Raw genomic sequence first — 25,043 nt, 5'->3', positions numbered from 1 at the left:
CAGTTGTTACAGGATGTTTAGGATTTTTTTACCAATGTTCTTCTACAGTTACACACGCAACCGTGTGTGGTTTCTATTTAAGTAGAGGAATGTTTGACATGGCTTTGGGCAAAGGACTGCGTTTACCGTCCATCACTTCTACCCGACTGGTGCTGCTGTTTTCCCTGGCATTGGTCGCGCTGTACAACCTGGCGACCTGGAAGGCGCTGGGCACGCTGATCACCCTGCCAGCCGCGAGAGGAAATCGCTGATGGTGTTGGTGGTCGGTGAAACCGCCCGTGCCGATCACTTTTCCCTGAACGGTTATGAGCGCGAGACCAATCCTGAACTGAGCAAACTGAACGTCCTCAATTTCACCCAGGTGCATTCCTGCGGCACCTCGACGGCAGTGTCGGTGCCGTGCATGTTCTCGATGTTCCCGCGTGAGGACTACAGCGACCATTCGGTGCTCGGACTGTTTGACGTCAAGACATCGCTGTATCAGCCGGGACTGGATATTTTTCATGGCTGCCGGCCGGCGATGACGGCTGCGCAATAACCCGACAGACACTGCAAAAACCTGTGGGAGGGGGCTTGCTCCCGAAAGCGGTGGGTCAGACACATCTAAGCTGACTGACACACCGCTTTCGGGAGCAAGCCCCCTCCCACAGTTGATTGTGGTGAACCTAAGGAGTGAGGTTTGCCAGATAGGGCCATGGATAGATGCCGCGTTGGTGGCCGTCGCTGAAAACCAGTTGCACGCCATAGCCTTGGGGGTTGAGTTCGATAATGCGCACGCGATCATCGACCAGGGGGGCAGAACCGCGCAGGCGAAAGGCGCGGCATTGCGAGCAGGGACACTGGCGGCGCAGTTCGGCGTGATCCAGCACCGACTCGCTGCCATCCGGCCAGCTCAGGCGCAGGGTTTGCTCGCGGTGTGAATTGCCGACAGAGACCGGGTTCATTGCAGCTGACTCAAGGCAATCCGCACCGCTTTACGCACTTCCGGGTCGCCATCGTCCTGCGCGGCCTGCAACGCTGCCACTGCACCGCGATCATTCAACTCGCCCAAGGCCAACGCCGCTTCCTTGCGCAGGTTGCTGATGCGATGGCCGAGGGTGTCGATCAAGGCATCCAGCGCGGGAGCGAAACGCAAGCGGCCGAGGCTGCGGGTGGCACGCAGGCGCACTTGCCAGTAGTCGTCACTCAAGGCGTCGACCAGTGCCGGGCCGGCGTCGATGTGGCCGACTTTACCCAAGGTAGTCGCCGCTTCCTCGCGCACTTGCCAGGCGTCGTCCTGCAAGGCCTGGCGCAAGGCTGGCAGCACGTCGGCGCCAGAGGCCAGACCGAGCGCACCGGTGGCAGCTCGGCGCACCTCGGTGTCCGGGTCAGCACTGGCCAACTGCGCCAATGCCGGCAACGCGTCGAGCTGCTTGAGCCAGCCGAGCACGCCCACGGCCTCACGGCGCACATGGGCGTCGGCATCGTTCAGCGCCTCGATGGCCGCCGGCGCGGCGTCGGTGAAACGTAATTCGCGCAGGGCACGGAACGCGGCGATCCGCACGCTGACGTCGGCATGCTCGGTCCACGGCAGAATCACCCGGCCTGCCGCTTCGGTCTTGAGCAGGCTCAGGCTCTGCGCGGCGGCAGATTGCACCGCCGGCGACGGGTCGGTCAGTGCTTCACACAAAGCTTGTACAACGGCCTCATCTTCCCAGGCCTCAAGCAGACGTGCAGCTTCAGCACGGACGTCTTCCGCTGTATCTGACCCGAGGCGATCGACCAACCACACCAGGCCATCCGGTTCTTCGAGGTCAGCCAGATCAATCAGGGCAATGCGCCGCACGCCCGCGTCTTCGGCCGTCAGGCGCGGTTGCAGGTCAAGAATGTCCTGGTTATCGGTCACAGCAAAAATAGAAGTCATAGGGCAAATCGCGGCAAAGGGTTTTCGGGAGGCAAGCCGAGCGGATTGAGGCGCGGCAGCGGTCGGTCGTTGTCGTGGCGCAGCAGGTCGAGGCAGTGGCGTTTCAAACGCGAGAACTCATGGCTGGTCACCAGTTCCGTGGTGCGCGGACGCGCAAAATCCAGGCGCAAGTCTTCAATGATTCGCCCCGGCCGCGCGCTCATCACCAGCAAGCGGTCGGCGAGAAACAGCGCCTCGTCGATGTCGTGGGTGACGAACACCACGGTGGTGCGGATGCGCGTCCAGATGTCCAGCAGCAGTTCCTGCATGTTCAGCCGGGTCAGCGCATCCAGCGCGCCGAATGGCTCGTCCATCAGCAACAGCCGTGGACGATTGACCAGCACCCGGGCAATCTCCACCCGTTGCTGCATGCCGCCGGAGAGCTGATCCGGCCAGCGTTCGGCGAAACCGTCGAGACCGACCAGTTTGAGGATTTCATCAGCAGCGCGATGGCGCTCGGCCTTGCCAATGCCACGCATCTTCAGACCGAACGCGACGTTGTCGCGCACCGTGCGCCACGGGAACAGTGTGTGATGCTGGAACACCATGCCGCGCTGCGGCGACGGGCCGGACACCTCGCTGCCATCGACTTTCAGGCTGCCGGTGTGTGCGCTCAAATGCCCCGCCAGCGCGCCGAGCAAGGTCGATTTTCCGCAACCGGACGGGCCGAGAATGCACACGAACTGCCCGGCTTCGATCTGGCAATCGAGGCCCTGCACCGCTTCAAATGCTTGCCGACCTTCGCCGAGGACAATGGACAATTGACGGATGTCGATCTGCCCCTCCGGGGTTTGCATCACGCTCATCAGGCTTTTCCTCGTGGACGATGCCAAGGCGTGAACAGCCCGCCCAAACGTTTGATCAACCCACTGCTGCCCATGCCCAGCACGCCGATCAGCAACATGCCGACGACGATGTCGGCATAGTTTTGAATGGTGTAGGACTCCCAGGTGTAGTAACCGATGCCGAACTGGCCGGAGATCATCTCGGCCGTCACCAGGCAGAACCACGACGTGCCCATGCCGATGGCCAGACCGGTGATGATGCTTGGCGCGGCGCCGGGCAGGGTCACTTCCAGCAGGATCGCCCGGCGCCCTGCGCCAAGGCTTTTTGCCGAGGCGATCAGGCGCGGGTCGACGCCTTCGACGCCGTGCACGGTGTTGAGCAGGATCGGGAATAGCGCACCGGTGAAGGTGATGAACACCATCGACAGCTCCGACGACGGAAACATCAGGATTGCCAATGGAATCCATGCCACGGCCGGGATCGGGCGCAGCACTTCCAGCGGTGGCAGGAGCAGGTCTTCGGCCCATTTCGAACGGCCGATGGCCAGGCCCAGGGCGATGCCGATCAGCAATGCAGCGAGGTAGCCGGCGAAGACGCGGCTGAGGCTGGCGGTCAGGTGTTGCAGGAGCTTTCCGGAGTCGCCCAGACCGAGTGCGGCTTCGATCACCGCCAATGGCGTGGGGACGTTGGCGAAGGTGACCAAGCCGAGGTTCCAGTGGTGGCTGGCGGCGAGTTGCCAGAACAGCAGGCAGAGCAGCAGGGAGGCGGCTCTCGGAACCCAGCGTGAAAATGATCGGTACACAATAATTCCTCTCAACCGAGATCCCCTGTGGGAGCGAGCCTGCTCGCGAAAGCGGTGGGTCAGGCGATGAAGTATTGGCAGGTCTGACGCCTTCGCGAGCAGGCTCGCTCCCACAGTTGACCGAGGTGTTTCTGGGTTAGCGGATGGCGACGGGCTGGGTCGTAGCATCGGTAAAATCGAAAACCTTGCCGCCCTGCGCCGAGGCGTATTGCTGCGCCTGGCCCTTGAGCAGAAACGCACTCAAACGCCCCTTGGCATCACTGGCAAACCACGCCTGATCCGCCAACAACTTGATCCCGCTGTCACTGGCCTGCGCATACACCGCACGGATGTTTTTGCCTTCCTGTTTCAAAGCGGCCAACGCGGTGAACGCACCTTCGGCCGAGGCGTACTGGCGCACCTTGTCTTCACCGCGCACCCAGATTTCGGCGACGTGGCTGAAGTCGGTGATGGCTTTACCGCTGGCCGCATCCACCGCTTTCAACGGCGTTTGCGCGTAGTTGGCCAGTTGCGCGGTGTAATCCAGGTTCGAGGCCTTGAACGCGGCGCGGATGTACTGGTCGTCGACGAAGGTGTTCAGATCCAGCCCACGATCCGCCTTCTTCAGCAGTTTCAACGTGTCGATGGCCGTGCCGACTGCCTGGCGATACTCGGGCTTCCAGCTCAGATCACGGGTTTGCACGCCAAGCGGACCGTGGAACAGATAGTTGACCTCGGCATCAACGCCGGTGACTTTGGCGATCAGCTCGCTGTACTTCTCAGGCTCGGCGGCCAGCAACTGATTGGCCTCGATACTGGCGCGCAGATAAGCGACAACGATTTCCGGGTACTTTTTCGCATAGGCCTGATCCACCAGCGCGCCGTGGAAGGTCGGCGCATTCGCCTGGGCGCCATCGTAGATCTTGCGAGCGAAACCGCGGCTCGGGAACAGCTCGGCGAACGGCACAAAATCGGCGTGGGCGTCGATCTTGCCGGCCTGCAACGCGGAGCCGGCGACTTCTGGCGGCTGGGCGATGATGTTCACGTCTTTGAGCGGATCCCAGCCCTGCTCTGCCACCGCGCGCAGCAACATGCCATGTGCCGTGGAGGCAAACGGCACTGAAATGGTCTTGCCCTTGAGTTCGCTCAGCGACTGCACGCCGGACGCGCTTGGCACGACGATGCCGTTGCCGCCGCCCTTGGTGCTGCCCGACAGCACGCTGATGAACAGGCTGTGCTTGCCGGCGGTTTCAAACGCCACGCCATTGAACGCACCGGGGAAATCGGCCATGGCGCCGAAGTCGAGTTTGCCGGCGACCATCTCATTGGTCAGCGGTGCGCCGCTGGTGAAGTTCTTCCACTGCACATCGTACCTGGCGTCTTTGTAGGCGCCGTCGTGGGGCAGGTATTTGTCGAGCAGACCAAGCTCACGGATCAACAACCCGCCGGCGGCGCAGTTGATGGTGGTGTCCTGGGTGCCGATGGCAATGCGGATGGTTTCGGCCGAGGCCGATAAGGTGAACGAGGCCAGTACCAGACCGGCGATTGCTGCACGCAACATAAGTGTTTCCCCTCGAATCATTTATTTGAGTTCGTCTCCGCCGCGATCAGGGCGCGGTGGGAAACGAGGGGTTTTCGATGAATCCAGCGTCCGGTGTTTCCGGATGGCTAATGGTTTGCCACAAATCCCAAATGTAGGAGATCCCTTGTGGGAGGGGGCTTGCTCCCGAAAGCGGTGTTTCAGTCAATAGAGATGCCAGCAATGCAGGCCTCTTCGGGAGCAAGCCCCCTCCCACATTTCGATTGCGTTTCAACGCAATAAATAAGGGATATCGACTTTCACGGCCCCCGTCGGGCAGTCCTTTTCACACGGCATGCAGTACCAGCACTCATCGAAGGCCATGTAGGCCTTTTGTGTGGCCGGGTTGATCGCCAGCAGATCCATTGGGCAGACGTCGACGCACACGGTGCAGCCCTTTTCGGCGATGCATTTGTCCTCGTCCACGGTGACGGGGGCGTTGGAGCGGAAGAAGATTTCCTGAGCTTGATAGGCCATGGTTCGGGATCTCTGTTATTGATGCATCACGCGGCGAAAGCGCCCACCCGCAAGCGGTCGTAGGCCTGCATTTCTTCGGCATCGAGCGGGATGATGTAAGGCTCGACGGCTTTCTTGAAACTGGTCATCTGGCCGTCGTCGCCCTTCTTCAGGTGGCAATGGCAAAACCACTCAGCGTCGTTACGTTGCGGGTGATCGACGCGGTAGTGGTACAGCCCCCAGCGGCTTTCGGCGCGGAACAGCGAAGCACGCGCGGCCATTTCAGCGCAGTCACGGATCACGCTGGTTTCCATCGCGCGCATCAGTTCATGAGCGTTGTTGGCTTTCATCTGCTCGAGGTCGCGCTCGATGTCGCTGAAGCGTTGCAGGCCGATCTGCATCTTCTTGGTCACTTTCGGCGGTTGCAGGTAGTCGTTGACGAAGCGCCGCAGCTTGTACTCGACCTGCGCCGGCGGCAGGCCGTGTTCGCGATCCAGCGGTGCGTAGACCCGCGCTTTCTCTTTCTCGATCTGCCCGGCATCCAGTGTGGAGAACTCACGCCCGGCGACAAAATCCGCCGCGTTGTGCCCGGCAAACCAGCCGTAGGTAAACGCGCCGAGCATGTAGTTGTGCGGCACAGCGGCCATGTCACCGGCGGAGTACAAGCCTTTCACAGAGGTCTCGGCACGTTCGTTGACCCACACCCCGGACGCCGAATGGCCGCTGCAAAAGCCGATTTCGGAGATGTGCATCTCGACCATCTGCGTGCGGTAATCGGTGCCGCGATTGGCGTGAAACTGGCCACGACTCGGGCGCTCGTTGCTGTGCAAAATCTCCTCGATGTTCTGGATGGTTTCCTCGGCCAGATGATCGAGTTTGAGAAACACCGGGCCGTTGCCGCTTTCCAGTTCCTGATGGAACTCCCACATCATCTGCCCGCTCCAGTAGTCGCACTCGATGAAGCGTTCGCCCTTGTTGTTGGCGGTGTAGCCGCCCAACGGGCCGGTGACGTAGGCGCAGGCCGGGCCGTTGTAGTCCTTGATCAGCGGGTTGATCTGGAAGCATTCGAGGTTCGCCAGTTCGGCCCCGGCGTGATACGCCATCGCGTAACCGTCGCCGGCATTGGTCGGGTTTTCATAGGTGCCCATCAGGTAGCCCGACGACGGCAACCCGAGACGACCGGCCGCGCCGCAGGCAAGAATCACCGCTTTGGCCTTGATCACATGGAAGTCGGCGGTGCGGCAATCGAAGCCCATCACACCGTTGACCGCGCCCTCCTCGTCGGTCAGCAAACGCGTGCAGACCAGTCGATTGGTGACGCTCACCCGCGCGCGCTTCAACTGGCGATAGAGAACTTTCTTGATGTCGTGCCCTTCCGGCATCGGCAGCACGTAGGCGCCCATGTGGTGGACTTTTTTCACCGCGTAATCGCCGGTCTCGTCCTTCTCGAACTTCACCCCCCAGCGGTCGAGTTGCTCGATGGTTTCGAAGCTGTGCGTTGCGTAGGCATACACCGCCGCCTGATTGACGATGCCGTCGTTGGCGATGGTGATTTCCTTGGTGTACTGCTCGGGCGTCGAGTGGCCGGGGATGATCGCGTTGTTCAGGCCGTCCATGCCCATGCTGATCGCGCCGCTGCGCTTGACGTTAGCCTTGTCGACCAGCAGCACACGCAGATCACGGTTTTTCTCTTTGGCCTTGATCGCCGCCATCGGGCCGGCCGTGCCGCCGCCGATCACGACGATGTCGTATTCCTGCTCAAGCGTGCTGCGTGTCATGCCTGCTCCCCTTTTTGCCGGTCGATCCGCAGGCGGTACTGGAACGCATCGCCACGGTAGTAAAGGTGTTCGAAGTCCAGCGGCTGGCCCTGAGCATCGTGGGTCAGGCGCTCGATGCGCATGATCGGCGAGCCGGCCTCGACGTTCAGCGCCTGGGTCAGGTCGCTGTCAGCGAGCACCGCGTCGATGGCCAGATCGGCGTGGCCGAGGGCGATGCCGCAGTCGTTTTCGAGGATCAGGAAGATGTCACGGGTGACCAGATCGGCTTTCTCCAGCCGCTCGCCGATGGCTTTGGGCAGGTAGGTGATTTCCAGCGAGATGGGCTCCCGGTTGATCAGCCGCACGCGCTTGATCTGCGCCACGGTTTCGCCTTCGGCGACCTGCAAACGCTCGGCGACGCGCTTGTCGGCCGGGATGAATTTGAAGCTGCGCAGGCGGTTGATCACCTCGTAGCCGCGACCGGTCATGGACTCGGCGAGGCCTTGCAGGCTGCTGACGTTCTGGAAGGTTTTCGGTTTGGCGACGAAGGTGCCTTTGCCGTGGATCTTGAAGATCAGCCCTTCCTTTTGCAGATCACCCAAGGCCTGGCGCACGGTGATTCGGCTAACTTTGAACAGCGCGCCGAGTTCGCTTTCGGACGGCATCTGGCTGTCTTGCGGGTATTCGCCATCGAGAATGCGCGCGCGCAGGACATCGCGTAACTGAGTGTGCAAAGGCACGCTACTGAGGGAGAGAACGTTATCGGTCATCTTCGGATCACTTGTCATAACGAGTTATGACGTGATCTTAGAGTTGTTATGACAAGGTTGAGAAAGATTGTTTGGGCATATCCTTAGATGCGACGACACAAAGAACATGGTGGGAGGGGCTTGCTCCCGAAGGCGGTGTATCAGGCAATGGAGATGCCAGCAATGCCGGCCCCTTCGGGAGCAAGCCCCCTCCCACAAAAAGAGAGTGTAGGGTCTGGGGAATCAGTGGCGCTTGAGAATCTGGTCCATGACCCAGTCAGTTTTCAGGGCTTGTTCGGCGACTGCCGGGTGTTGTGAATCGCCACGAATATGCGCATTCATGCCCAGTACGTGATGCCACTGAATGTGCTCGTGATGGGGGATTTCCAGGCTGATATGTTCATCGGCATGCAGTTGCACGGGATGCTCATCAAATACCGAAAAACTGATGCGCCCTTCGCTGCCGATGATCTCGACCCGATCTTCTCGCCTGTCCGCGACAAAGCTCCAGCAGCCCATGCCCAGTGCTCCAGAAGCAAACCGCCAACTGGCGCTGACGGCGTCTTCAGCCGCATACAGCCCGGCCTGATGCGCAGTGAAACCGGCGACTTCAGTGATATCGCCGAGCAGGTACTGGAACAGGTCGAAACCGTGGCTGGCCAGATCGGCGAAGTAACCACCGCCCGCCACTGCCGGATCAGTACGCCAGTTGTTGCTGCCCTCCAGATCCGCCGCTGAAGGTGCCTTGGTCAGCGTCCAGCTCAGGTGCCGCACTTCGCCGATGCGCCCCTGCGCCAGCCATTGCCGCAGGTGTTGAAAGCGCGGCAACGAACGGCGGTAGTAGGAAACGAACAGGTGCAAACCGGCGTCGGCAAACCCTTGCTGCATTTCGCGGCTTTGCCCGGCGTTGAGCGCCATGGGCTTTTCCACGCAGCAATGCTTGCCGGCGGCAGCGACTTTGAGACTGTAGGCGTGGTGGCTGTCGGGGGGCGTGGCGATGTACACCGCGTCCACCTCGGGATCGTTGATCAGCGCATCGACATCGGTGTAAACCCGCGCGATGCCGTGGCGCGTGGCGTAATCGGTGACGGCCTCAAGGCGTCGGCCCATCACCGCCACCAGCGCCGAACCGGGGGCCTTGTAGAAGGCCGGCCCGCTCTTGCGTTCAGCGACGCTGCCGCAACCGATCATGCCCCAGCGCACCACGTCCATTGTTGCTCCCTCGTGTCTTGAAAATCAGCCGATGCGCAAAGCGCGCAGGTCGAGATGACCGTCCTTGAGTGGCGGGCACCAGTAATAGCCGCCGGTGATCGGACGGCTGATGCGATACAAACCATCGGTGATGCCGTCTTCCAGACCGCTCATGCGGCGCAGTTGCGCTTCGAAGGCATCCAGCGAAAAACCGAACGCGAGGAACATCAGACCGGCGCGATCGCCCTCGATCCACGGCATCGAGCGGCGCACGACAAATGCCTCAGGCGCGAAGCTTTCCTGCGCGGTGCGTTTGACGTGGGCGGAGACTGGCGCGTCGTCGATCTCTTCATTGTCGCTGAGGCGACGACCCATGATGTTGTCTTTGTCTTCGGCAGACAGCTTGTGAAAACCCTTGAGGTCGTGCTGCCACTGCTGGATCGCGGCGAAGCTGCCACCCACCAGACCTTCGGCGCCTTCGCTTAGCAGCGCGGCGGCGATGGCGGCTTCGTCATGGGGGTTTTCGGTGCCGTCTTCGTAGCCGGTCAGGTCATGGCCGTCCTTGTGGCGGAAGGCTTCCTGAGCCTCAACCAGAGACAGGGCCGGGGCCAGTGCGGCTTCGAAGGCATTGCAGCGGTTGAGCAGCTCACCACGGTCGACGCCGTGCAGCCAGACCCACAGGGCGTGCTGGGTCGACGGGTTTTCGACGCCGACGCCGGTCATGGCCGGGAAGCTGCGCAGGCCGTCGATCTCGACGTTAAGGGCCTTGGCCAGGGATTCACCGAAACCGACCACCACCGACTTGCCATCCACCAGACTCATCAGGTTGTCGATTGCCTGCGGCAGTGCTTCAACCGACTGGAGGGCAAAAAACAGATGACGTGCTTGCGCAGGTACAGGGGTGGCGAGAATGCCTGGCTGGTAGTAACTCATGTGAACTCCTTGGGAAAGTGCGCGGGAGTTTACCTGTGGCCGGAGGGTTTGTGGGGTTGAAAATCTGGAGCAGGGTCAAAAGATCGCAGCCTTCGGCAGCGCCTACAGTTTGAAATGCGATCCCCTGTAGGAGTTGCCGAAGGCTGCGATCTTTCAAATCGTCGCGGTGCTCTCAACCCGCCACGCACTCGGGCTCATCCCCGTCCAGCGCTTGAACGCCCGGCGAAAACTGCGCACATCGCTGTAGCCCACCTCTTCGGTAATCCGCTCGATCGGCATGTCCGGATTGGCCAGCAGGCTCGCTCCCACAGAGGTTTCAGTGCATTGGTAAGTTTTTGCTGAAAAAAAAAGGGCGACCACTGGCCGCCCAAACGTACTGCACGAGAGTCTGTTACAACGTCAGTTGCCCCGTGGGCGAAATGCTCTGGGCGAAAGTCAGCATTCCTTACGCCTTCTGAAAACAACCCCAATCCAATGTGGGAGGGGGCTTGCTCCCGAAGGCGTCGTGTCAGGCCCTGCTTATGCTGACTGACACAACGCATTCGCGAGCAGGCTCGCTCCCACAGAGGTTTCAGTGCATTGGTAAGTTTTTGCTGAAAAAAAAAGGGCGACCACTGGCCGCCCAAACGTACTGCACGAGAGTCTGTTACAACGTCAGTTGCCCACGCTCCTCCTCGGTCAACTGCTGTTTCGCCTGTTCATCCAGCGCCCCGGCGCCCAACACCTGCACCGGGCTGTTCCGGTTGTAGCCCGGGGCCGGGGCACGGCTGGCGCCATCGCGGGACGGCGCCAGTTGCTCATTACCAAAACTCAACACCTGCACGGTAAATACCGACGCCTGATTTTGCCGCGCCGCCGCTTGTTGCTGACGCGCGACATCTTCGGCGGCCTGGGTGGCGGACGATGCGGCCGAACTGGCCGAAGTGATCGCACCGGTATTCACCGCCGAGACCACCGGCACACCCGTCGACTTGCCCTGCACCGAAATGTTGGCGGCGTTGACCACCGTCAGCGCGGCGATGTTGACGTTGCCCGAGACGCGAATGCCCGCCTCACCCGCATCGATGGTGCCCAGCGGCGCGATCAGGTCGATGTCGCCCGGCTTCACTTCGGCAATCGGGTTGAGCGTGGCGATACCGGCGCCGGTACTCGGCACCGATGGCGACAGGCTCACGTTGCCCCAGGTGTCGTAAATGCGTTTTGGCGGGGTGTAGACCACGGTGGTTTTTGAACCGCGACCGGCGTTGATATCGCCCTCGGCCGACCAGCCGAGAATCGAGCCGCCAAACGTCGTCATGATCCGGCTCTGCCCCAGCAGGATGCTGCCCTGCGAGTAGAGCTGAATATTGCCCGAGCCCTGGGTGATGATCCCCGCCGTCGATGGCGGCGCCGCGCCTTCGATGCCGAACACCTGGCCACCGCCCGGCGTGAGCATCTGGATGTCGCCGCCGAACAGGGTCTTGACCCCGGCGCCACCGTACAGCGTGATGTCGCCGTCGTAACGAATCGGGTTGCCCGCCACATCAACCGTCGGGAACAGCGACGCAATGGCGTTGCGACCACGCAAGTAACTGCCCTGACGCGGGCCGTCGACATCGTTGTATTCCAGGCCACCGGCACGCAGTTCAGCGAAGTACACCTGCCGCGCGAAAATCGCCTGCTCGGCACTCGGCAGCGCGGCGTAGAAGGCTTGCGCCTGTTCTTCAGCGCCGTTGAAGCCATAGCCGAGGGTCAGCCAGCTCCGCAACTCGTCAAGGTAGGTCTTGACCACTTTGCCCGGTTGCGCGCCGAGGGAGGTCTGCGCACTGGCGACGTTTTGCGGGTTCAGGTAGCGCGCAATGAACCGCGAATAATCCAGTCCCGGTGCGCCGGTGCCCGCCTGCAATACCACACTGGCACCCGGTCGCTGATCACCCGCCACCAAGGAACCGATGCTGGTGATGCTGGCGCGGTCCTCCATCAGAATATTGCGCCCGGCGTTGATATCCAGCGTACCGGGACCGGCGATATCGAAGCTGCTGTAAAGGATGTCGCGGCCGGCCGAAACCCGTGATACGTCTCGCGGATTGTTATGGACGAACAGGTTGCCCGTGGAAGTGATGTTTTCTGTAATGTTGCTCAGATCGTTGGGAGCGAGCGTTGGCTGCCCCAGGTTAGTACCGGAGGCGACAATGTCGCGACCGGCACTCATCCAGACCGGCCCCGCCGCTTCATACCAAGTGCGTTTGGACGTTGCAAAATTCAACGTCTCGCCACTGCGAACCCCGACCAGGTCACCGGTTAACGCATAGAACCGCGCGGGGCCCTGCACATTGCTCAATCCTGAATAGCTGTCGGCGCCAAAGGCGAATAACGGATAGCGGTCGTTGCCGACCGCAACGATACCGTCGCGGCTGTAATTGGTCGCCGCAGGTTTGCTATCCCTGCTGGTGACATACCGGTTGAAGGCCGGATTGAACGGTGTGGCAATCGCCAAGGGACTGGCACCGGACTGATTGATCGCATAACCACCGGCATAAATCGAGTCACCCGCGAGCAACTCAAGCTGTCCGGCCGCCGCCGGAGCCAGGAGCAATGAATAACCGGCCAGCGGGAAATTCGGCAGCCCGGTGTAGCTGGCTGACGGCCCGGCATAGATAGATCCCTGCCCCGCCACGGCACGCAGTATGGACGGATACACGAATCGGCCATCGGTCGGCGAAGTATTACGGCCGGTGATCAACGCATTACTGCCACTGAACTCGCCGAGTTGCGTGCTCGGCGTCAGGTTGCCGCCAGCCGAAAACAGGTCGATGGCCGTGTGATTCGTCCACAGGGAGAAACCGCTCAACACCCCACCTTGCTGAACCTCCCCGTTGGCATTCAAGACCGGTGTGGCGTTCTGCAAAATCACCCGGCCTGCATCCGCAGCCCCGCCCAGCACCAGGTCACCACGGGTGTTGAGGCTCATGCCCGAGTCACCGGGTATCAGCACCACTCCACCGGAAGCGGTACTGGTGGTGGAGGTGAATGGATCAAATGCGCGGGTTTCCCGAGCGTCATGGAACTGGTAGCCGGCGCCGTATTGCAGGTCAATCCCGCCCAGCGCACCGGCGCTCAATTGCGCCGCGCCGCGCAAGTTGATCAGCGCGCCTTGCAGATCGTGTGTCGGCGCGCGGGTGCCATTTTCCCCGGCCCGTGCCAGCAGCGATGGGTTCAGCGCGCCGCCGATGCGAATGTCCATGTCGCCGCCACCGGTCATCTGCACGCTGCCGTCGCTGGCGATGCGACCGGTGCTGCCCACCGCCACGATCAGCCCTTGGCTGCGCGGGTAATTACCTTCATTCCCCATCGGTTTGAGCATGCCTGCATCACTGCCGGCCCGCAGGCTGATATTGCCGCCACCCAAAGTGCCGAAACCGGTGAAACCCACCAGGTAAGGTTCGGTATTGGCGTCTCCGGTTGGCATCAACCGCGAGGCATAACTGCCGAAGTTGATCCACCAGGCGGTAGGCACGTCCGGGTTACCCGTGCCTTGGCGCCACAGCCAATTGCCCACCGCAGCACTGGCCATCTGCTCGCGGAATCCCCCTGACGTCGATTGCGCTTTGGTGCCCACCGAGTCACCCGATACGGCGCCGCCGGCATTGATCGTCAAGTTGCCGCCCAGCTGCGGATACCAGGCCTGATAGAGGCTGTCAGTGCCACCGTTGACCCATTTTTCGTAGTCGGCGCCAGCCGTGCCCAGCACCGAATTATTGTCCGAGAGATGCCCGCGCTTCTGGTTGTAGAGCGGGTCGACATTCGCTGATTGAGTACCGGCGGTGTACACACCGAATGGTGAATCCATGCTCAGATTGCCGGCCGCCATCAGGTCGAGATCGCCGGAGCCGGTGCGCAGGACGCTGAACATCTGCATATGGGCTTTGGCGGTTTTGCCGGGATTGTTGCCGATACACAGTTCCGGTTGTAAATCACAAATGAATTGAGCTTCCTCGGGAACCGGCTCGTAGTCAGCCCCCATTCCGCTGCCCGGCGCCCAGACCCAGCGGGCCATGGGTGCGCAATCGCTCGGCTCAATAGTGCACGCCGCCAGCGCATCATCCGGTACGGGTTCAAATTCGGGAAAGCCATATTGGTTACCCGCCGCCCAGACCAGCCTGCCAGGAGACGTCGTTACCTTCACCCCGTAATGAGTGTCGGCCAACCTCAGGTTGCCCTCGTCGGTCACAGGTTTCACGGCACGGCTGTCAGCGGCGTCAAGATCGGCCCCCGCCACCACACGCATCGACCACGACGCGCTGCCCGACGGCAGCATGCGGGCCACTGCCCAGTTTTTGCCTTGCTGGTCACCGTTGAACGGACGCAGCTCGATCACCGAAGTGCCTTCTGCGAGCTTCACATCGGTCATCGACGGAATCAGCGACCCGCGCAACAAGGCCAGCGCGCCACTTAATTTCACCCCGGAAACGCTGGTCAGATCCGCATCGTAAACGCCTGGCAACGGCACGCCCTTGGGCCAGTTCATCGCTTGCAGAGCCGTGGCCTTGTTCAAGCGGATGCCGGCACCCAGGCGTGTTTGCGCAGGCAGCGTCACACTGTCGCCGAGCAGCGTGCCGGCGGCGTACAACAGGTTGCCGTTCTGGTCGTGGATCGCCCCCGCCAGCACGGTACCGGCGCTGAACGTATACGCCTCACCCAGCACTGCCTGAGTCGGCAGCAACGTGCCACTGGCCAGAACCGCGCCTTGGATGGTCACGTCGTAATTGAGCGTGGCGCCTATCGGGAACTGCGTACCTTCGGCCAGCGAAACGCCGGTGCCCGGTACGATCAGATCGCCACCGAACGGCTGCACACCGGCGATCAGTTTCCAACCAGCGTCATCCTGAGTTTGCGGTGGCGGGGCGAATCCGTCGTTGATGCTGCCGTAAATATCGAGATTGCCGCCAGCGCGGATTACCAGACTACCGGCCTCACCTGAGCCGTAAACCGATGGGTTCCGTCGCGTGTGCGGATTCAGACTGGCGTAACGGTAACTGGACAGATCCAGATCACCCTCCACCACCAAGTCGCCGTCAGCGGTTTTGCTGGCGATTTCCACGCCCGGGCGCAGATGGAACGCATAGGCGTAAGTGGCGTTGTTCAACCCGGCGAGTTTGCGTTGCAACAAATCGGTGTTGCCCAGGGCGGCGTTGATGAAGGTGTCGCTGTCACCGTGAATCCGATCAAGCATGGCTTGGTCGATGACTTGATACGGTCGGCCAGTGACGGCCTGATCAATACCATCGCGGGCATCGGTGTAGCGACGCACGCCATTGAGGCCGATGGAGCGCGCGCCCTGAATACTCAGCGCACCACTGGCATCAATGGCGATGTCATTGATGCCCAGGCGCGGCGCGTTCAGCTCCAGCGTGCCACGCAACATTCCATCGTTTTGCCCCGCCAGATAGCCAGGCACCGCATCAGTGCCATGACGCAAATCTATTCGGGCACCGGAGGCCAGTGTCAGCAGACCATCACCGGAATTGAGTTCGACCGTGGCCCGGTTCGGCGCATCGATGATCTTGCCGTAGCTGTCGACGCGCAGGACGCGGCCATGGGCGTCGAGCACGCTGTTACCGGCCAGGGTCAGAGCGTTTTTCGCCGACAGACGAATACTGCCGACGCGCTCACCACTGGCGTCGACCAGACCGGCCACCGTAAGGCTGCCGTTATCCACCGAGACATTGACCTCGCCCGCCTTGAGGCCATCACCGATAACGAGACTGCCCTGCTTGAGCTGCAAGCTGCGGCTGCCGAACACCTGCCCGGCGTTCAAGCGCTGGTTGAGCGCGGCAAACTGCTCAGAGGCATCGCCACCCAAGCGTTGCGCGCGAATGTCCACGCCACCAGCCTTGTACGGTACCAGCGTGCCGCCGGCATCGTAGTAACCACTGCTTGAACCGAGGATCTGCCCTTGCAGATCGACCATCCCGGCAGCGTCGGCCAACGCAATGGCGCTGAGCGTACCGGCCTGATTGTTCTGCGCCGACAGATCGATCCGCGAGCCCGCCGCCTGCCGGATATTGCCATTGGCGCTGTACAGCGACACATCGCCGCCCCAGCTGTATTTGCTCACATCATTGAACGGCAACGTACGCCCGGCCAGATCCAGCACGGCCGCGTTGCCGAGGGTCAAATCACCTGCAGAATTCACCGTCAGTTTGCCGCTGGCCAAGGCGATACGGCTGTCCAGAACGATGCTGCGCGCCTCAAGGTTGAGTTCCGCACCCAAGGCATCCGCCACCCCGGAAGCCGCGCCACCGCTGAGCGTCAGGTTGTTGCCGGCCTTGAGCAAGCTGACCGACGCCGCTTCACCGGTGAGCAACGGCGTGCGCAGGTTCAGATTGCCGCCGCTGTAGCTGTAGCCCTTGAGCGGGTCGTAAGCGCCCTGCTGCTGATACACCGCCAGACTGCCCTTGTGGTTGGCGGTGATGCGTTCGCTGGCCGTCAGGTTGACGTTGGCAAAGCCCAGCGCCAGACGATTGTTCTGATCCAGGCCGCTGGCCTGCGGCATCGGGCCGTAACCCAGTTCGATGCGTTGCGCCTGAATGTCCAGGGTGCCGCTGCCCGTGCCCGCACCGCCAGTGATGACGCCGCCGGGTGTCTGGGTGGCGCCGTTCCAGATCAGGTTTTGGGTGCGAATGCTCGCCACATCGCTGGCATCGCCCAGACCGTAGATCGCCGGAGTGACCAGCACAAGGTTTTGCAATTTGCTTTGGCCGGTCTGCGGATCGAGCGTATCGAGGCTGACGCTGCCGTAAAAGTTGAACGCATCGCGGGTGGTCAGGCTCAAGGTTTCCAGCGCTGGTGCGCCGTACTGCGTATCACCGCGCAGCAAGCGGTCAAGCACGTTCTGGTTCAGGGTCAGCCCGGCCGGTACGCGACTGCCTGCCGCCGCCAGCGCCTCGGCACTGCCAGCATTCACCGAGCCGACCGACAGCGCCAGATGCCGCGTGCCAAAACGCACCGCTTCACCGAGTTCGAATTGATTGTCCGTGGCCGCAGTAATGCTGCCGTTGGAATACAGCAGCGCCGGATTGCTGCAGGCTGCGCTGGCGCACGTGCCGATTCGAATGCTGCCCGCGCCGCTAGTGCCACTGCCCACGTCCGGCGCCAACACGTTTGTCCAGCCGTTGGACACGACCAACAGGCTGGATGCGCCCGGCTGGTAGAGGTAACCGACCGTTGAATCGTAGGCCACGTTGCCACGCCCGAGCGTGTTGATCCCGGCACCCGCCTCGACCGTGATACCGCCAGCGCTCAAGGTAGTGCGCAGCAAGACTTCCGGCGCAGAAAGGACCGCCCCCGCACGTAACGCGATATTGGCGGTGCTGCCGAGGAAGCTGATGATATTGCCTGACGTGTTGTACACGACATCCGGCATTGCGCCGAGGGTCAAACGCCCGGCGTTGAGGTTGTTCAGCGTGTCGGCGTACAACGACACACCACCGGCGTGCGCGGTCGGTGCCTGCCCGGCGCCGAGGATTTCCAGGTCACTGCCGGCATACCCACCGCGCACCACCGCCGTCCCGATCAACCCACCCTCGGCGGCGTTGAACAGCGCGCGCCCGTTGAACTGCAAAGCAATGTCTTGCTGACCACCGGTACTCAAACGCAAATCCAGGGTCTTGCCGTCCAGCGGCGTCAGCGCACGAGGCACCCCGCGCCTGGCGGCATCGTTCTGGATGAATCGGGTAAGCCCGGTTTCGTTGTACTGCGAGTATCGGCGCAGCACGTCCGCCGACGTCAGGATGACCTGACTGGCCAGGCTGTCGCGCAGGCCGGTATTGGCAATCGACATCTGCCCGCTGCTGGTCCACGAACCATTGCGCAGTTGCAGCGCCGCCGTGGTCGCAGCCGGTGTTGCCTGCCCGTTGACTTCGACCCGGAACGCCCCCGGCAACAAGGCAAAGGTGGAGGGCAACAGCGTGTAAGTGCCCGCCGCCAGCCCCGGCACACCGGCGCCAATGGTGACTTGCTGGCCCACGCGCGGATCGACCGCGCCCGCTTCCGCCAGCATCGGCGCATAGCGGCTCTGATTGCCCGGAACAATGGCGTAGACCGGGTTGCTGGCAAGCCCCGGCAAGCTGAAAGTGCCGTCGATGGCATTGCGCACCAGCGGGTTGAAACGCGCATCGGTAGAACCGCCGCGTCCGGAGATGAAACCAGCGCCGCGAAGATCGCCACCACCGGACAGATCGATCAGCGCACCGCTCTGCACATCAATGTATTGCCCACCGATGGCCACACCGTTTTTTTCGCCAGTGATGCCGTTCAACACCACCGACTTGCCGTTGTAGAGATAATCGATGCCGTCAGTCGTGCCGCCGTAAGGCATGACCAGACCGGCACCGCTCACCGACGTTGTACTACCAGCAAGCAAACGCACCTCGCGGCTGGTGGTCAGCAAATCGTCGCCCAGGACAATCTTGCCCAGCGGTGCCCGCACAACACCGCCCTGCTCGATGTACGCAGCGGAAAAGCTCAGATTGCCGAATACCGAGTACGGCACCTCAGCGGGCGCCGCGCCACGGCCGCTGATGCGCAAGGTGTGTTCAGAACCCGCAACGGCGCCCTGATAGCCGACCCGCACTTCAGCCTGGACGCCCGTGCCGGGATAGATCTGCGCAGCACCAAGATTCAAGTCACCCGGCGTCCACAGCCGGGTTTTCTCGGCACCATCGTTTGGCGCGAGGAAACGCAGGTCGCCGCGGCTGTCCAGAGACACCACACCGAACGCCCGGCGGCTGTACTCAACAGCCGGGGCATTGAGTTGCAGAATCGAACCCTGCGTGCCGACCGACAGGCCATTGCCCACGTCCAGCAAGTCTGCCGACGCCTTGAATGTCGCGTCCGACAGTTGAGTGGTCGGGTTATTGGTCAACCGTGGCCGGATCCTGTTGACGCCCGCGAAGTAGCTGCCCACACCGGACAACCGCAAGTACGGAGCGCTCAAGTCGACACGTGTCATGTCCCCGGACGTTTCGGCCAGCGACAACGCCCCGGCGTACAGATTGAGGCTTTGGTTCATGTGCAGATTGACGTCGCCGTCAAACGACAGCAGGCCGTTGCTCAACAGGCTCAGGTTATCGAAACCACCCGCCATCAAGCCGTCGGCACTCAGACGTGCCTGGCCATAGCGCAAGCCTTCGGCGACCTCGCCCGGACGCAGATCCTGCGCGAGCGAATTATCACCCGCACCCTGGGCGATGATGAGTTCCCTCGGCGCCCGCACCGCATTGCTTGCCGAATCAACGTAAAGCGGCGTCTCCAGGGCGATGTCCAGACGACCACCCGCAGCGCCGACACCGCCCGCCGCCGCACGCAAGTTGCCATCAAGGAACAGGCCGTTGTAGGAACTCAGGCTGATACGCCCGCCATCCGTCGCGACGCGGGTTGGCCCCTGCCCGGCGATATCCACAGTGGCCTCGGTGCCGGATGCGTCAAGCCGCGCGCCGGGACGCACAATCACGTAGGCGTCGGCCGCCGTGGCCGTCGCCAGTTTCGAATCGATTTCGCCGCCGATGATGATGCTGCCGCCCTTGCCGACCTGGCCGTAAGTGCGGCCCAGCGCATCGACCGCAGTATTGGCGCGACCGGCGACATCCAGCACCGCCTGCTCGCCGATCCAGATGGAACGGTTATGCGCATTCGGATCGGCCAATTGAATCGACGTTTCCGGTTTGATCGAGCCGAACTGTTGCTGACGAATATCAACCGTACCGCCCCAGGCATTGAGCTCACCTTCAACCGTGATTTGCCCGGCGCCACGCAACTTGATGCTCTGCCCGGGATCGACGCTGATGCGCGAACCGCGGCCAAGCGTCAACGGACTGTTGGCCGCGTCGATCAGATCGATCAGGCTGGCCCCGCCCTGCAAAGTCAGGCTGGCACCGGCGCGCTGGGTCAGCACACCCTTGATCGGGTTTTCCTGGAACAGCGTTGGCGTCCACAGCGCCAGTGCCGATTGCGGATCGACCCCGCTGACCTGATTCGGCGCGGCATCGGCAAAGCGGTACACCGGCATGTTCACGTCAATCACTGTGCCTTCGGCAACGTCCAGCCCGCTCAGGCCGATCAGGTTGTAAGCGGAGAAACCCTTGCTGAACAGGTCGGCGGACAGCTGCAGGGTGTTGTCGGCCAGCGCCTTGGCGCTCTGCCCGATGAGTATCTTGTTAGCCTGCACGGTCAGGGTGCCGCCACCCGTGACACCGAAGCCGCGCAACTCGCCATCGAGATTCAAATGGGTCTTGCCCGCTGCGCTAACGGCGCTGGATTCCAGCGTCAAATCACCGCCCTTGCCGCCCCGGGTCTTGCCGTTGGCAAGCATCGCGCCGCCAGAGGAAACATCAAGCAGGCTACCCCCACCGATATCGATATCGCCACTGCTGCGAATCGACAGCAGACCACCGTTGAGATACGCCAGACTCGCGCCATCGTCCGGGTTGGTGCGCAGGTTGCTCCACACACCGCGGGTATCCAGGCGCACGCCTTTGGCAACGACTACGTGTGTCGACTGGCCGGATTTCGCCGTGAGTCGGGTATCGGTGGTTGTCGAGCCGTTGAACTGATTGAGCACGTTACCCAGACGCAAACTGCCGCCGCGAGCCGTCAGGTCAGCGCCAATGTGCACATCCGGGGCATACAGGGTGATGTCGCCACCGGCATCGACCGTGAGCGCGCCAGCCACGGCAACTTGATCCTTGGCCGCCACCTTCAGCGCACCGAGGCGCAAGCCGTTGAGCGCGTCGTTATCCAGGAACAACTTGCCCTTGCGCGAATCGGACACCGCACCGGTCAGATCCAGATCATTGCCGGCCAGCGGGCGCTCGCCGCCAATCTGCACCCGATCAAGCAACGGGTTGAGCGTGTAAAGCAATCCACTCGCCGCCGCCACATACGCCGGGTCATAGCTGCCAACAATCAATTGCGCACGACGCGCCAGCGCCGTCTGGCTTTGGTCGTAGCCATCAAGCAGCGGTTTCGGCGCCTGATTCTGCCGCTCGCCCTGATACACCTCGCCAATCATCTGCCCGGCGAGCGCGGCGTTGGCGGTGGCGATCACCAGTTGCCCGGCGTCGCGGCCCACGGTGTACCCCGACTCGAAACGCGAGCGCGGGGCAATCAGCGGGTTGTAGAAGTAGGTCGTCTGGCCCCAGCGTTCGCTGCTGTCTTCATAACCTTTGTACAGCCCGGTGTAGAGCAGATCGCCCGGTGCCCTGGAGACTTCATACAATTTGCCGTCGGCGCCACGCAGCCAGCTCTGGCGAATCTCGCCGCTCTGCACATCGAGGGTGCCGCCGGACAGGTTGATCAGCGAGCCCTTTTCAGTGACCACATCGTTGCCGGCAAAACTCACCGTGCCGCCCTGCGCCATCCACTCACCAACGCTATGGCCCTGCGTGCCGAGGTAGCCGCCAACTTCGAGCAAACCGCCCGCGGTGTACCAGCGATCCGTGGCATAGCCGTTGGTGCCGGCCGGCACATAGACCAACTCACGTACATCGACCCAGATGTCATTGCTGTTGAGCGCGCCCTTCTCACGGTTGACCGAGGCATCCCGCTGCTCGTTGCCCTGCACGTTGATCTTGATGTTGTTGGTTTCCATCGCCACTTTGACGCCAAGGGCACCGGACACATCGATCATCGCGCCGTCACGTACCAGGCTGCGGCGCTGCGCGCTGACCGCGACCTGCCCACCGGTGGCCAGGGTGATCGAGCCGTTCTGGAACTCGACGCTGCCGCCGCTCTGGATCTCGATGCGCGACTGATCGCCACGAATCCGGTTGTTCGCGCTGACGCCGCTCAGTGCCGCGTCATGTTGACTGTCGAGGGCGGTGAGATCGCTGCTGTCGAGCATGATCGCCGTGGCACTGCCCTGCCCCAGCGTGACGCTGCCGTTGCTGTCGGTGCTTGGGTTGGTCAGGTGAATCGTGCCGCGCGTCGCCACTGACGTGCTGGCGAGCAATACACCGTTCTGCACCACTTCGTGGCCGGTCAAGGTGATGTCGCCGGTGGCGGACTGGATCAAGCCGTTGTTAGTGACTTTGCCCGCCACAGCGCCGGCCTTGAAGCCTGGAATGACTTCACTGCCGAAGGTGGTGGACAGCGCATTGCCTTCGGTGCCCGAGCCTTTACGGATGTAGAAACGGTCACCGGCCGCCAATACAGTCTGGCCCTTGGTGGTGTTGATGCTGCCGTCGTTCTGCACTTCGTTGCCGAGCAGCAAGGCATAGCCGCCCGCATCGGTGGAGGCCGCCGGTTTATGCGTCGCGATGGATGCGCCACGTTCCACCAGCACCTTGCCGGCAGCGTCGGTAAAGGTCGGCTGAGTGCCGGTGCTGTCGAAATACAGGCCACGCTCACGGAACTGGATATCGGTGATATTCGCTGCCGCCGCCACCAGGTTGCGCACGTTGACCTGGCTGCTGCCGCTGAACACGATGCCGTTACGGTTGATCAGCATCACCGTGCCGTCACCCTTGATCTGGCCCTGGATCTGACTGGCCCGTGCGCTTGGATCGTTAACGCGGTTGAGCACCGCCCAGTTCGCTTGCTGAGCGAACTCGACCGTGGTGTTACGACCGACGTTGAAGGTTTGCCAATTGAGGATCGCCTTGTCGGCCGTCTGCTCGATCTTCACCGTGGTCTTGCCGTCGGCCTGGGTTTGTTGCGGCCCCTTGGCGTTCTGCCAACCTTGCGCAAGGCTGTTATCGACCTTCAAACCGCCCTCGCCCAGACCGTCCGGGACAAACTGCACCGAGCCCAACGCCGCTGCACGTCCGGCCGCCTGCGCTGCTTGCTGTGCGGCAATCGCTGCGACCGTATTGTTCAAGGTCTGGATCGACCGCTGCAACTGCTGATTGGCCTTCTGTTGCTGCGCCAATGGCGGCGTCATGCCCGGCAAACCACCGACACTCGGCCGTGCTGCCGCGGCTTGCTGCGCGGCGCCCTTGGCGGCGAACCAACCCGAACTGAACGCCGTCTGTGCGTGCGCACTGCCCGCCACCAGACACAACGCCACCGCTTGCGCCAACGGCTTGAGCAGCCACAGCGCCGGGTCCACGGCATCACGCTTGAAGGACGGAACGTTGGTACGACGACGGGATGGGCGAGCGAGCATCACTACGAGATCCTTTTTGATTGCCACACTTGGGTTGCCACGCAAGGCCGCAGGCGTGCAAAAACCTGCTGTTACGACATAGGCCGTTGGCGAGGGGCGCGACCGAACGGATGTCACACAAACTTCATGTTCGCGGTGTATTCGAGCAAAAAAAGGGCGGCAACCCGAAGGTTGCCGCCCTTTCGATTACGCCAGCTTGAGCTTAAGGACGACCGATAGCGTTGCAGACGCTAGCGTTGTTGATGTCCAGGTTGTAGCCGGAAGTGTTGGTGATGAAGCTTGCGGTTACAGCGTTTTTCCAGGCGTTAGGCACAGCGACGAACTTGTGAGCCTGAGTCGCAGCGTTGTTGCCTGGGATGCTGTAGTGAGTGGTCAGGAAGGCTTTGACGTCAGCGGCCACCGCTGCATCCTTGTAGCACTGGCCGAAGATGAAGTTGGTGTAGGCAGCCAGTTTGTAACCCGAAGCCGGGTTAGCCACCACTGGCGACCAGTTGGCCGGGTTGGAAGCCGCCGCTTGAGTCGCAGGCGCGGAAACCGACGACAGGGCCAGGGTCACGTTGAGCGACGTTGGCTGAACGCCGTTGACGCGGGCAACCACAGCGTTGCTGGTAACGTCAACACCGTCCGGACCGACATAACCGATGGAACCGTCGACTGCGTTCACAGTGGTGGCTACTTCAGAAGTGCTGGCTACGCCGACCCAGTTCGAAGGCAGGGTCGAACCGGCTGGCAGACGAGCGCTGGTGAAGGTGCTGCTGGTGGTGAACTGAGTCGGGCAGACCGAAGCCAGGTGGCGGGTCAGGATTTCCGAAGTGCCGCTGGAGACGTTGCGATAAACAATGCGGATCTTGGTGGCGTCGGAAGTACCCAGCAGCTCGCCCCAAGTGGTTTTCGCGCCGGAGAAGGCATCGCACAGCTGGGCGCTGGTCAGGTTCAAAGCAGTCTGACCGGTTTTTTTGTACGGGATGGCAACCGAAGTGGCTACCGAAGGCAATTGGATCAGCGGGCCGTAAGCAGCACCGAAGTCGGTGTCGTAGGTGCTCAGTTCCGAAGCGCTGAGGATCGAGTCGCTGCCGGCGAAATGCACGGTGCCGGTGGTGCCGAAGCCGGCTGGATTGTTCTTCAGGAAGGCCGTCTTGCCACCGCCGCTGCCGATGGCGGCGTAGCTGAAGTTGGCTGGCAGGATGCTGTCGGCTGAGCCTTTGTACAGAGCGGCTGGCAGCGTTGCACCACCACCGGTAACGGCCATGGCTTGCGCGGAAGCCAGAGCGGCGACGGTCAGGGAAGCGGCGATCAGAGTGCGCTTGAACATGAAGAATCTCCTTTTCAACGTAGGTTGTGAACACAGGTTTTCAGGGAACTTGCATGACACTGGGAAGACTCACCTGGCCCTCGCTAGCGTTGGCCGTGGTTAAGTCGCACTGAGAAATTCGCAGTTTCCGGTGACAGATAAAGGAAAAAACCTCGGGAGGTGCGCGGTGATTTTCGGGGGGATTTCTCGGGTGTTTGGGGGGCGCGGTGACGTGTCTGGCTCAGGGGTTTGGCTGAATCGGGCTGGAGCCGTTGACGGGTCGTTGCAGATGACAGAAAGGAGAACCCGAGGATGGTGGAATCAACGGTCGGGTGATGCTGAAGTCCTGGAAAAAAATCTGGATTATTTATTGCCCTGACTGGCCCCTTCGCGAGCAAGCCCGCTCCCACAGGGTTCTGTGTTGTGAAGTAAAT

Annotated in this window: 13 protein-coding genes and 2 pseudogenes; 2 read left to right on the top strand and 13 right to left on the bottom strand. The window is 61.9% G+C overall.

Annotated features, from left to right (window positions below):
* Positions 1 to 98: 98 nt before the first annotated feature.
* Both CKW18_RS30595 and CKW18_RS16450 read left to right on the top strand, forming a co-directional pair.
* A complete protein-coding gene (locus CKW18_RS30595) occupies positions 99 to 251 on the top strand; it encodes a hypothetical protein (RefSeq protein ID WP_157815133.1) in 153 nt (50 codons plus the stop codon).
* Positions 227 to 466 (top strand): annotated as a pseudogene (locus tag CKW18_RS16450) (sulfatase-like hydrolase/transferase); the annotation flags it as partial. The gene CKW18_RS30595 and the pseudogene CKW18_RS16450, both read left to right, overlap by 25 nt.
* A gap of 199 nt (positions 467 to 665) precedes the next feature.
* On the opposite strand, the gene CKW18_RS16445 reads toward CKW18_RS16450, so the two are convergent.
* The 13 genes and pseudogenes from CKW18_RS16445 to CKW18_RS16385 all read right to left on the bottom strand — a co-directional run bounded on the left by CKW18_RS16445 (position 666) and on the right by CKW18_RS16385 (position 24,630).
* The gene (locus CKW18_RS16445; protein ID WP_095189758.1) at positions 666 to 944 is read right to left on the bottom strand and encodes a DUF971 domain-containing protein; all 279 of its coding nucleotides are present in this window, start codon (positions 942 to 944) and stop codon (positions 666 to 668) included.
* Complete coding sequence (locus tag CKW18_RS16440; protein ID WP_095189757.1) at positions 941 to 1,903, bottom strand: HEAT repeat domain-containing protein; 963 nt, start codon at positions 1,901 to 1,903, stop codon at positions 941 to 943. Before CKW18_RS16440 ends, CKW18_RS16445 begins: the two co-directional genes overlap by 4 nt.
* Positions 1,900 to 2,748 carry an ABC transporter ATP-binding protein gene (locus CKW18_RS16435; RefSeq protein ID WP_095189756.1) on the bottom strand — a complete coding sequence of 283 codons (849 nt, stop codon included), beginning with the start codon at positions 2,746 to 2,748 and terminating at the stop codon, positions 1,900 to 1,902. Before CKW18_RS16435 ends, CKW18_RS16440 begins: the two co-directional genes overlap by 4 nt.
* The gene (locus CKW18_RS16430; protein WP_095189755.1) at positions 2,748 to 3,530 is read right to left on the bottom strand and encodes an ABC transporter permease; all 783 of its coding nucleotides are present in this window, start codon (positions 3,528 to 3,530) and stop codon (positions 2,748 to 2,750) included. Before CKW18_RS16430 ends, CKW18_RS16435 begins: the two co-directional genes overlap by 1 nt.
* 136 nt (positions 3,531 to 3,666) lie before the next feature.
* Positions 3,667 to 5,091, bottom strand: a complete 1,425-nt coding sequence (locus tag CKW18_RS16425) for an ABC transporter substrate-binding protein (RefSeq protein WP_170947268.1) — start codon at positions 5,089 to 5,091, stop codon at positions 3,667 to 3,669.
* A 228-nt stretch (positions 5,092 to 5,319) separates the two neighbouring features.
* A complete protein-coding gene (locus CKW18_RS16420) occupies positions 5,320 to 5,565 on the bottom strand; it encodes a ferredoxin family protein (protein WP_003225615.1) in 246 nt (81 codons plus the stop codon).
* A 26-nt stretch (positions 5,566 to 5,591) separates the two neighbouring features.
* Entirely contained in the window at positions 5,592 to 7,322 is a 1,731-nt protein-coding gene (locus CKW18_RS16415; protein ID WP_095189753.1) for a fumarate reductase/succinate dehydrogenase flavoprotein subunit, read from the bottom strand.
* Positions 7,319 to 8,071, bottom strand: coding sequence for a GntR family transcriptional regulator (locus tag CKW18_RS16410; protein WP_042559452.1), 753 nt, complete (start codon positions 8,069 to 8,071; stop codon positions 7,319 to 7,321). The genes CKW18_RS16415 and CKW18_RS16410 overlap by 4 nt, the downstream gene beginning before the upstream one ends.
* Positions 8,072 to 8,293: 222 nt before the next feature.
* A complete protein-coding gene (locus CKW18_RS16405) occupies positions 8,294 to 9,262 on the bottom strand; it encodes a Gfo/Idh/MocA family protein (RefSeq protein WP_095189752.1) in 969 nt (322 codons plus the stop codon).
* A gap of 24 nt (positions 9,263 to 9,286) precedes the next feature.
* Positions 9,287 to 10,174, bottom strand: a complete 888-nt coding sequence (locus CKW18_RS16400) for a Dyp-type peroxidase (RefSeq protein WP_095189751.1) — start codon at positions 10,172 to 10,174, stop codon at positions 9,287 to 9,289.
* 153 nt (positions 10,175 to 10,327) lie between these two features.
* Positions 10,328 to 10,477: pseudogene (locus CKW18_RS16395) on the bottom strand (helix-turn-helix domain-containing protein); the annotation flags it as partial.
* 343 nt (positions 10,478 to 10,820) lie between these two features.
* Entirely contained in the window at positions 10,821 to 23,318 is a 12,498-nt protein-coding gene (locus CKW18_RS16390) for a filamentous haemagglutinin family protein (protein ID WP_095189750.1), read from the bottom strand.
* A gap of 202 nt (positions 23,319 to 23,520) precedes the next feature.
* Positions 23,521 to 24,630, bottom strand: coding sequence for a substrate-binding domain-containing protein (locus CKW18_RS16385; protein WP_095189749.1), 1,110 nt, complete (start codon positions 24,628 to 24,630; stop codon positions 23,521 to 23,523).
* Positions 24,631 to 25,043 lie beyond the last annotated feature (413 nt).

Source organism: Pseudomonas sp. Irchel 3E19 (assembly GCF_900187585.1).
In the GTDB taxonomy this organism is placed as follows: Bacteria; Pseudomonadota; Gammaproteobacteria; order Pseudomonadales; family Pseudomonadaceae; genus Aquipseudomonas; species Aquipseudomonas baetica.
The sequence above is the reverse complement of the archived record's forward strand: the minus strand, read 5'-3'. Positions and strand labels throughout refer to the sequence as shown.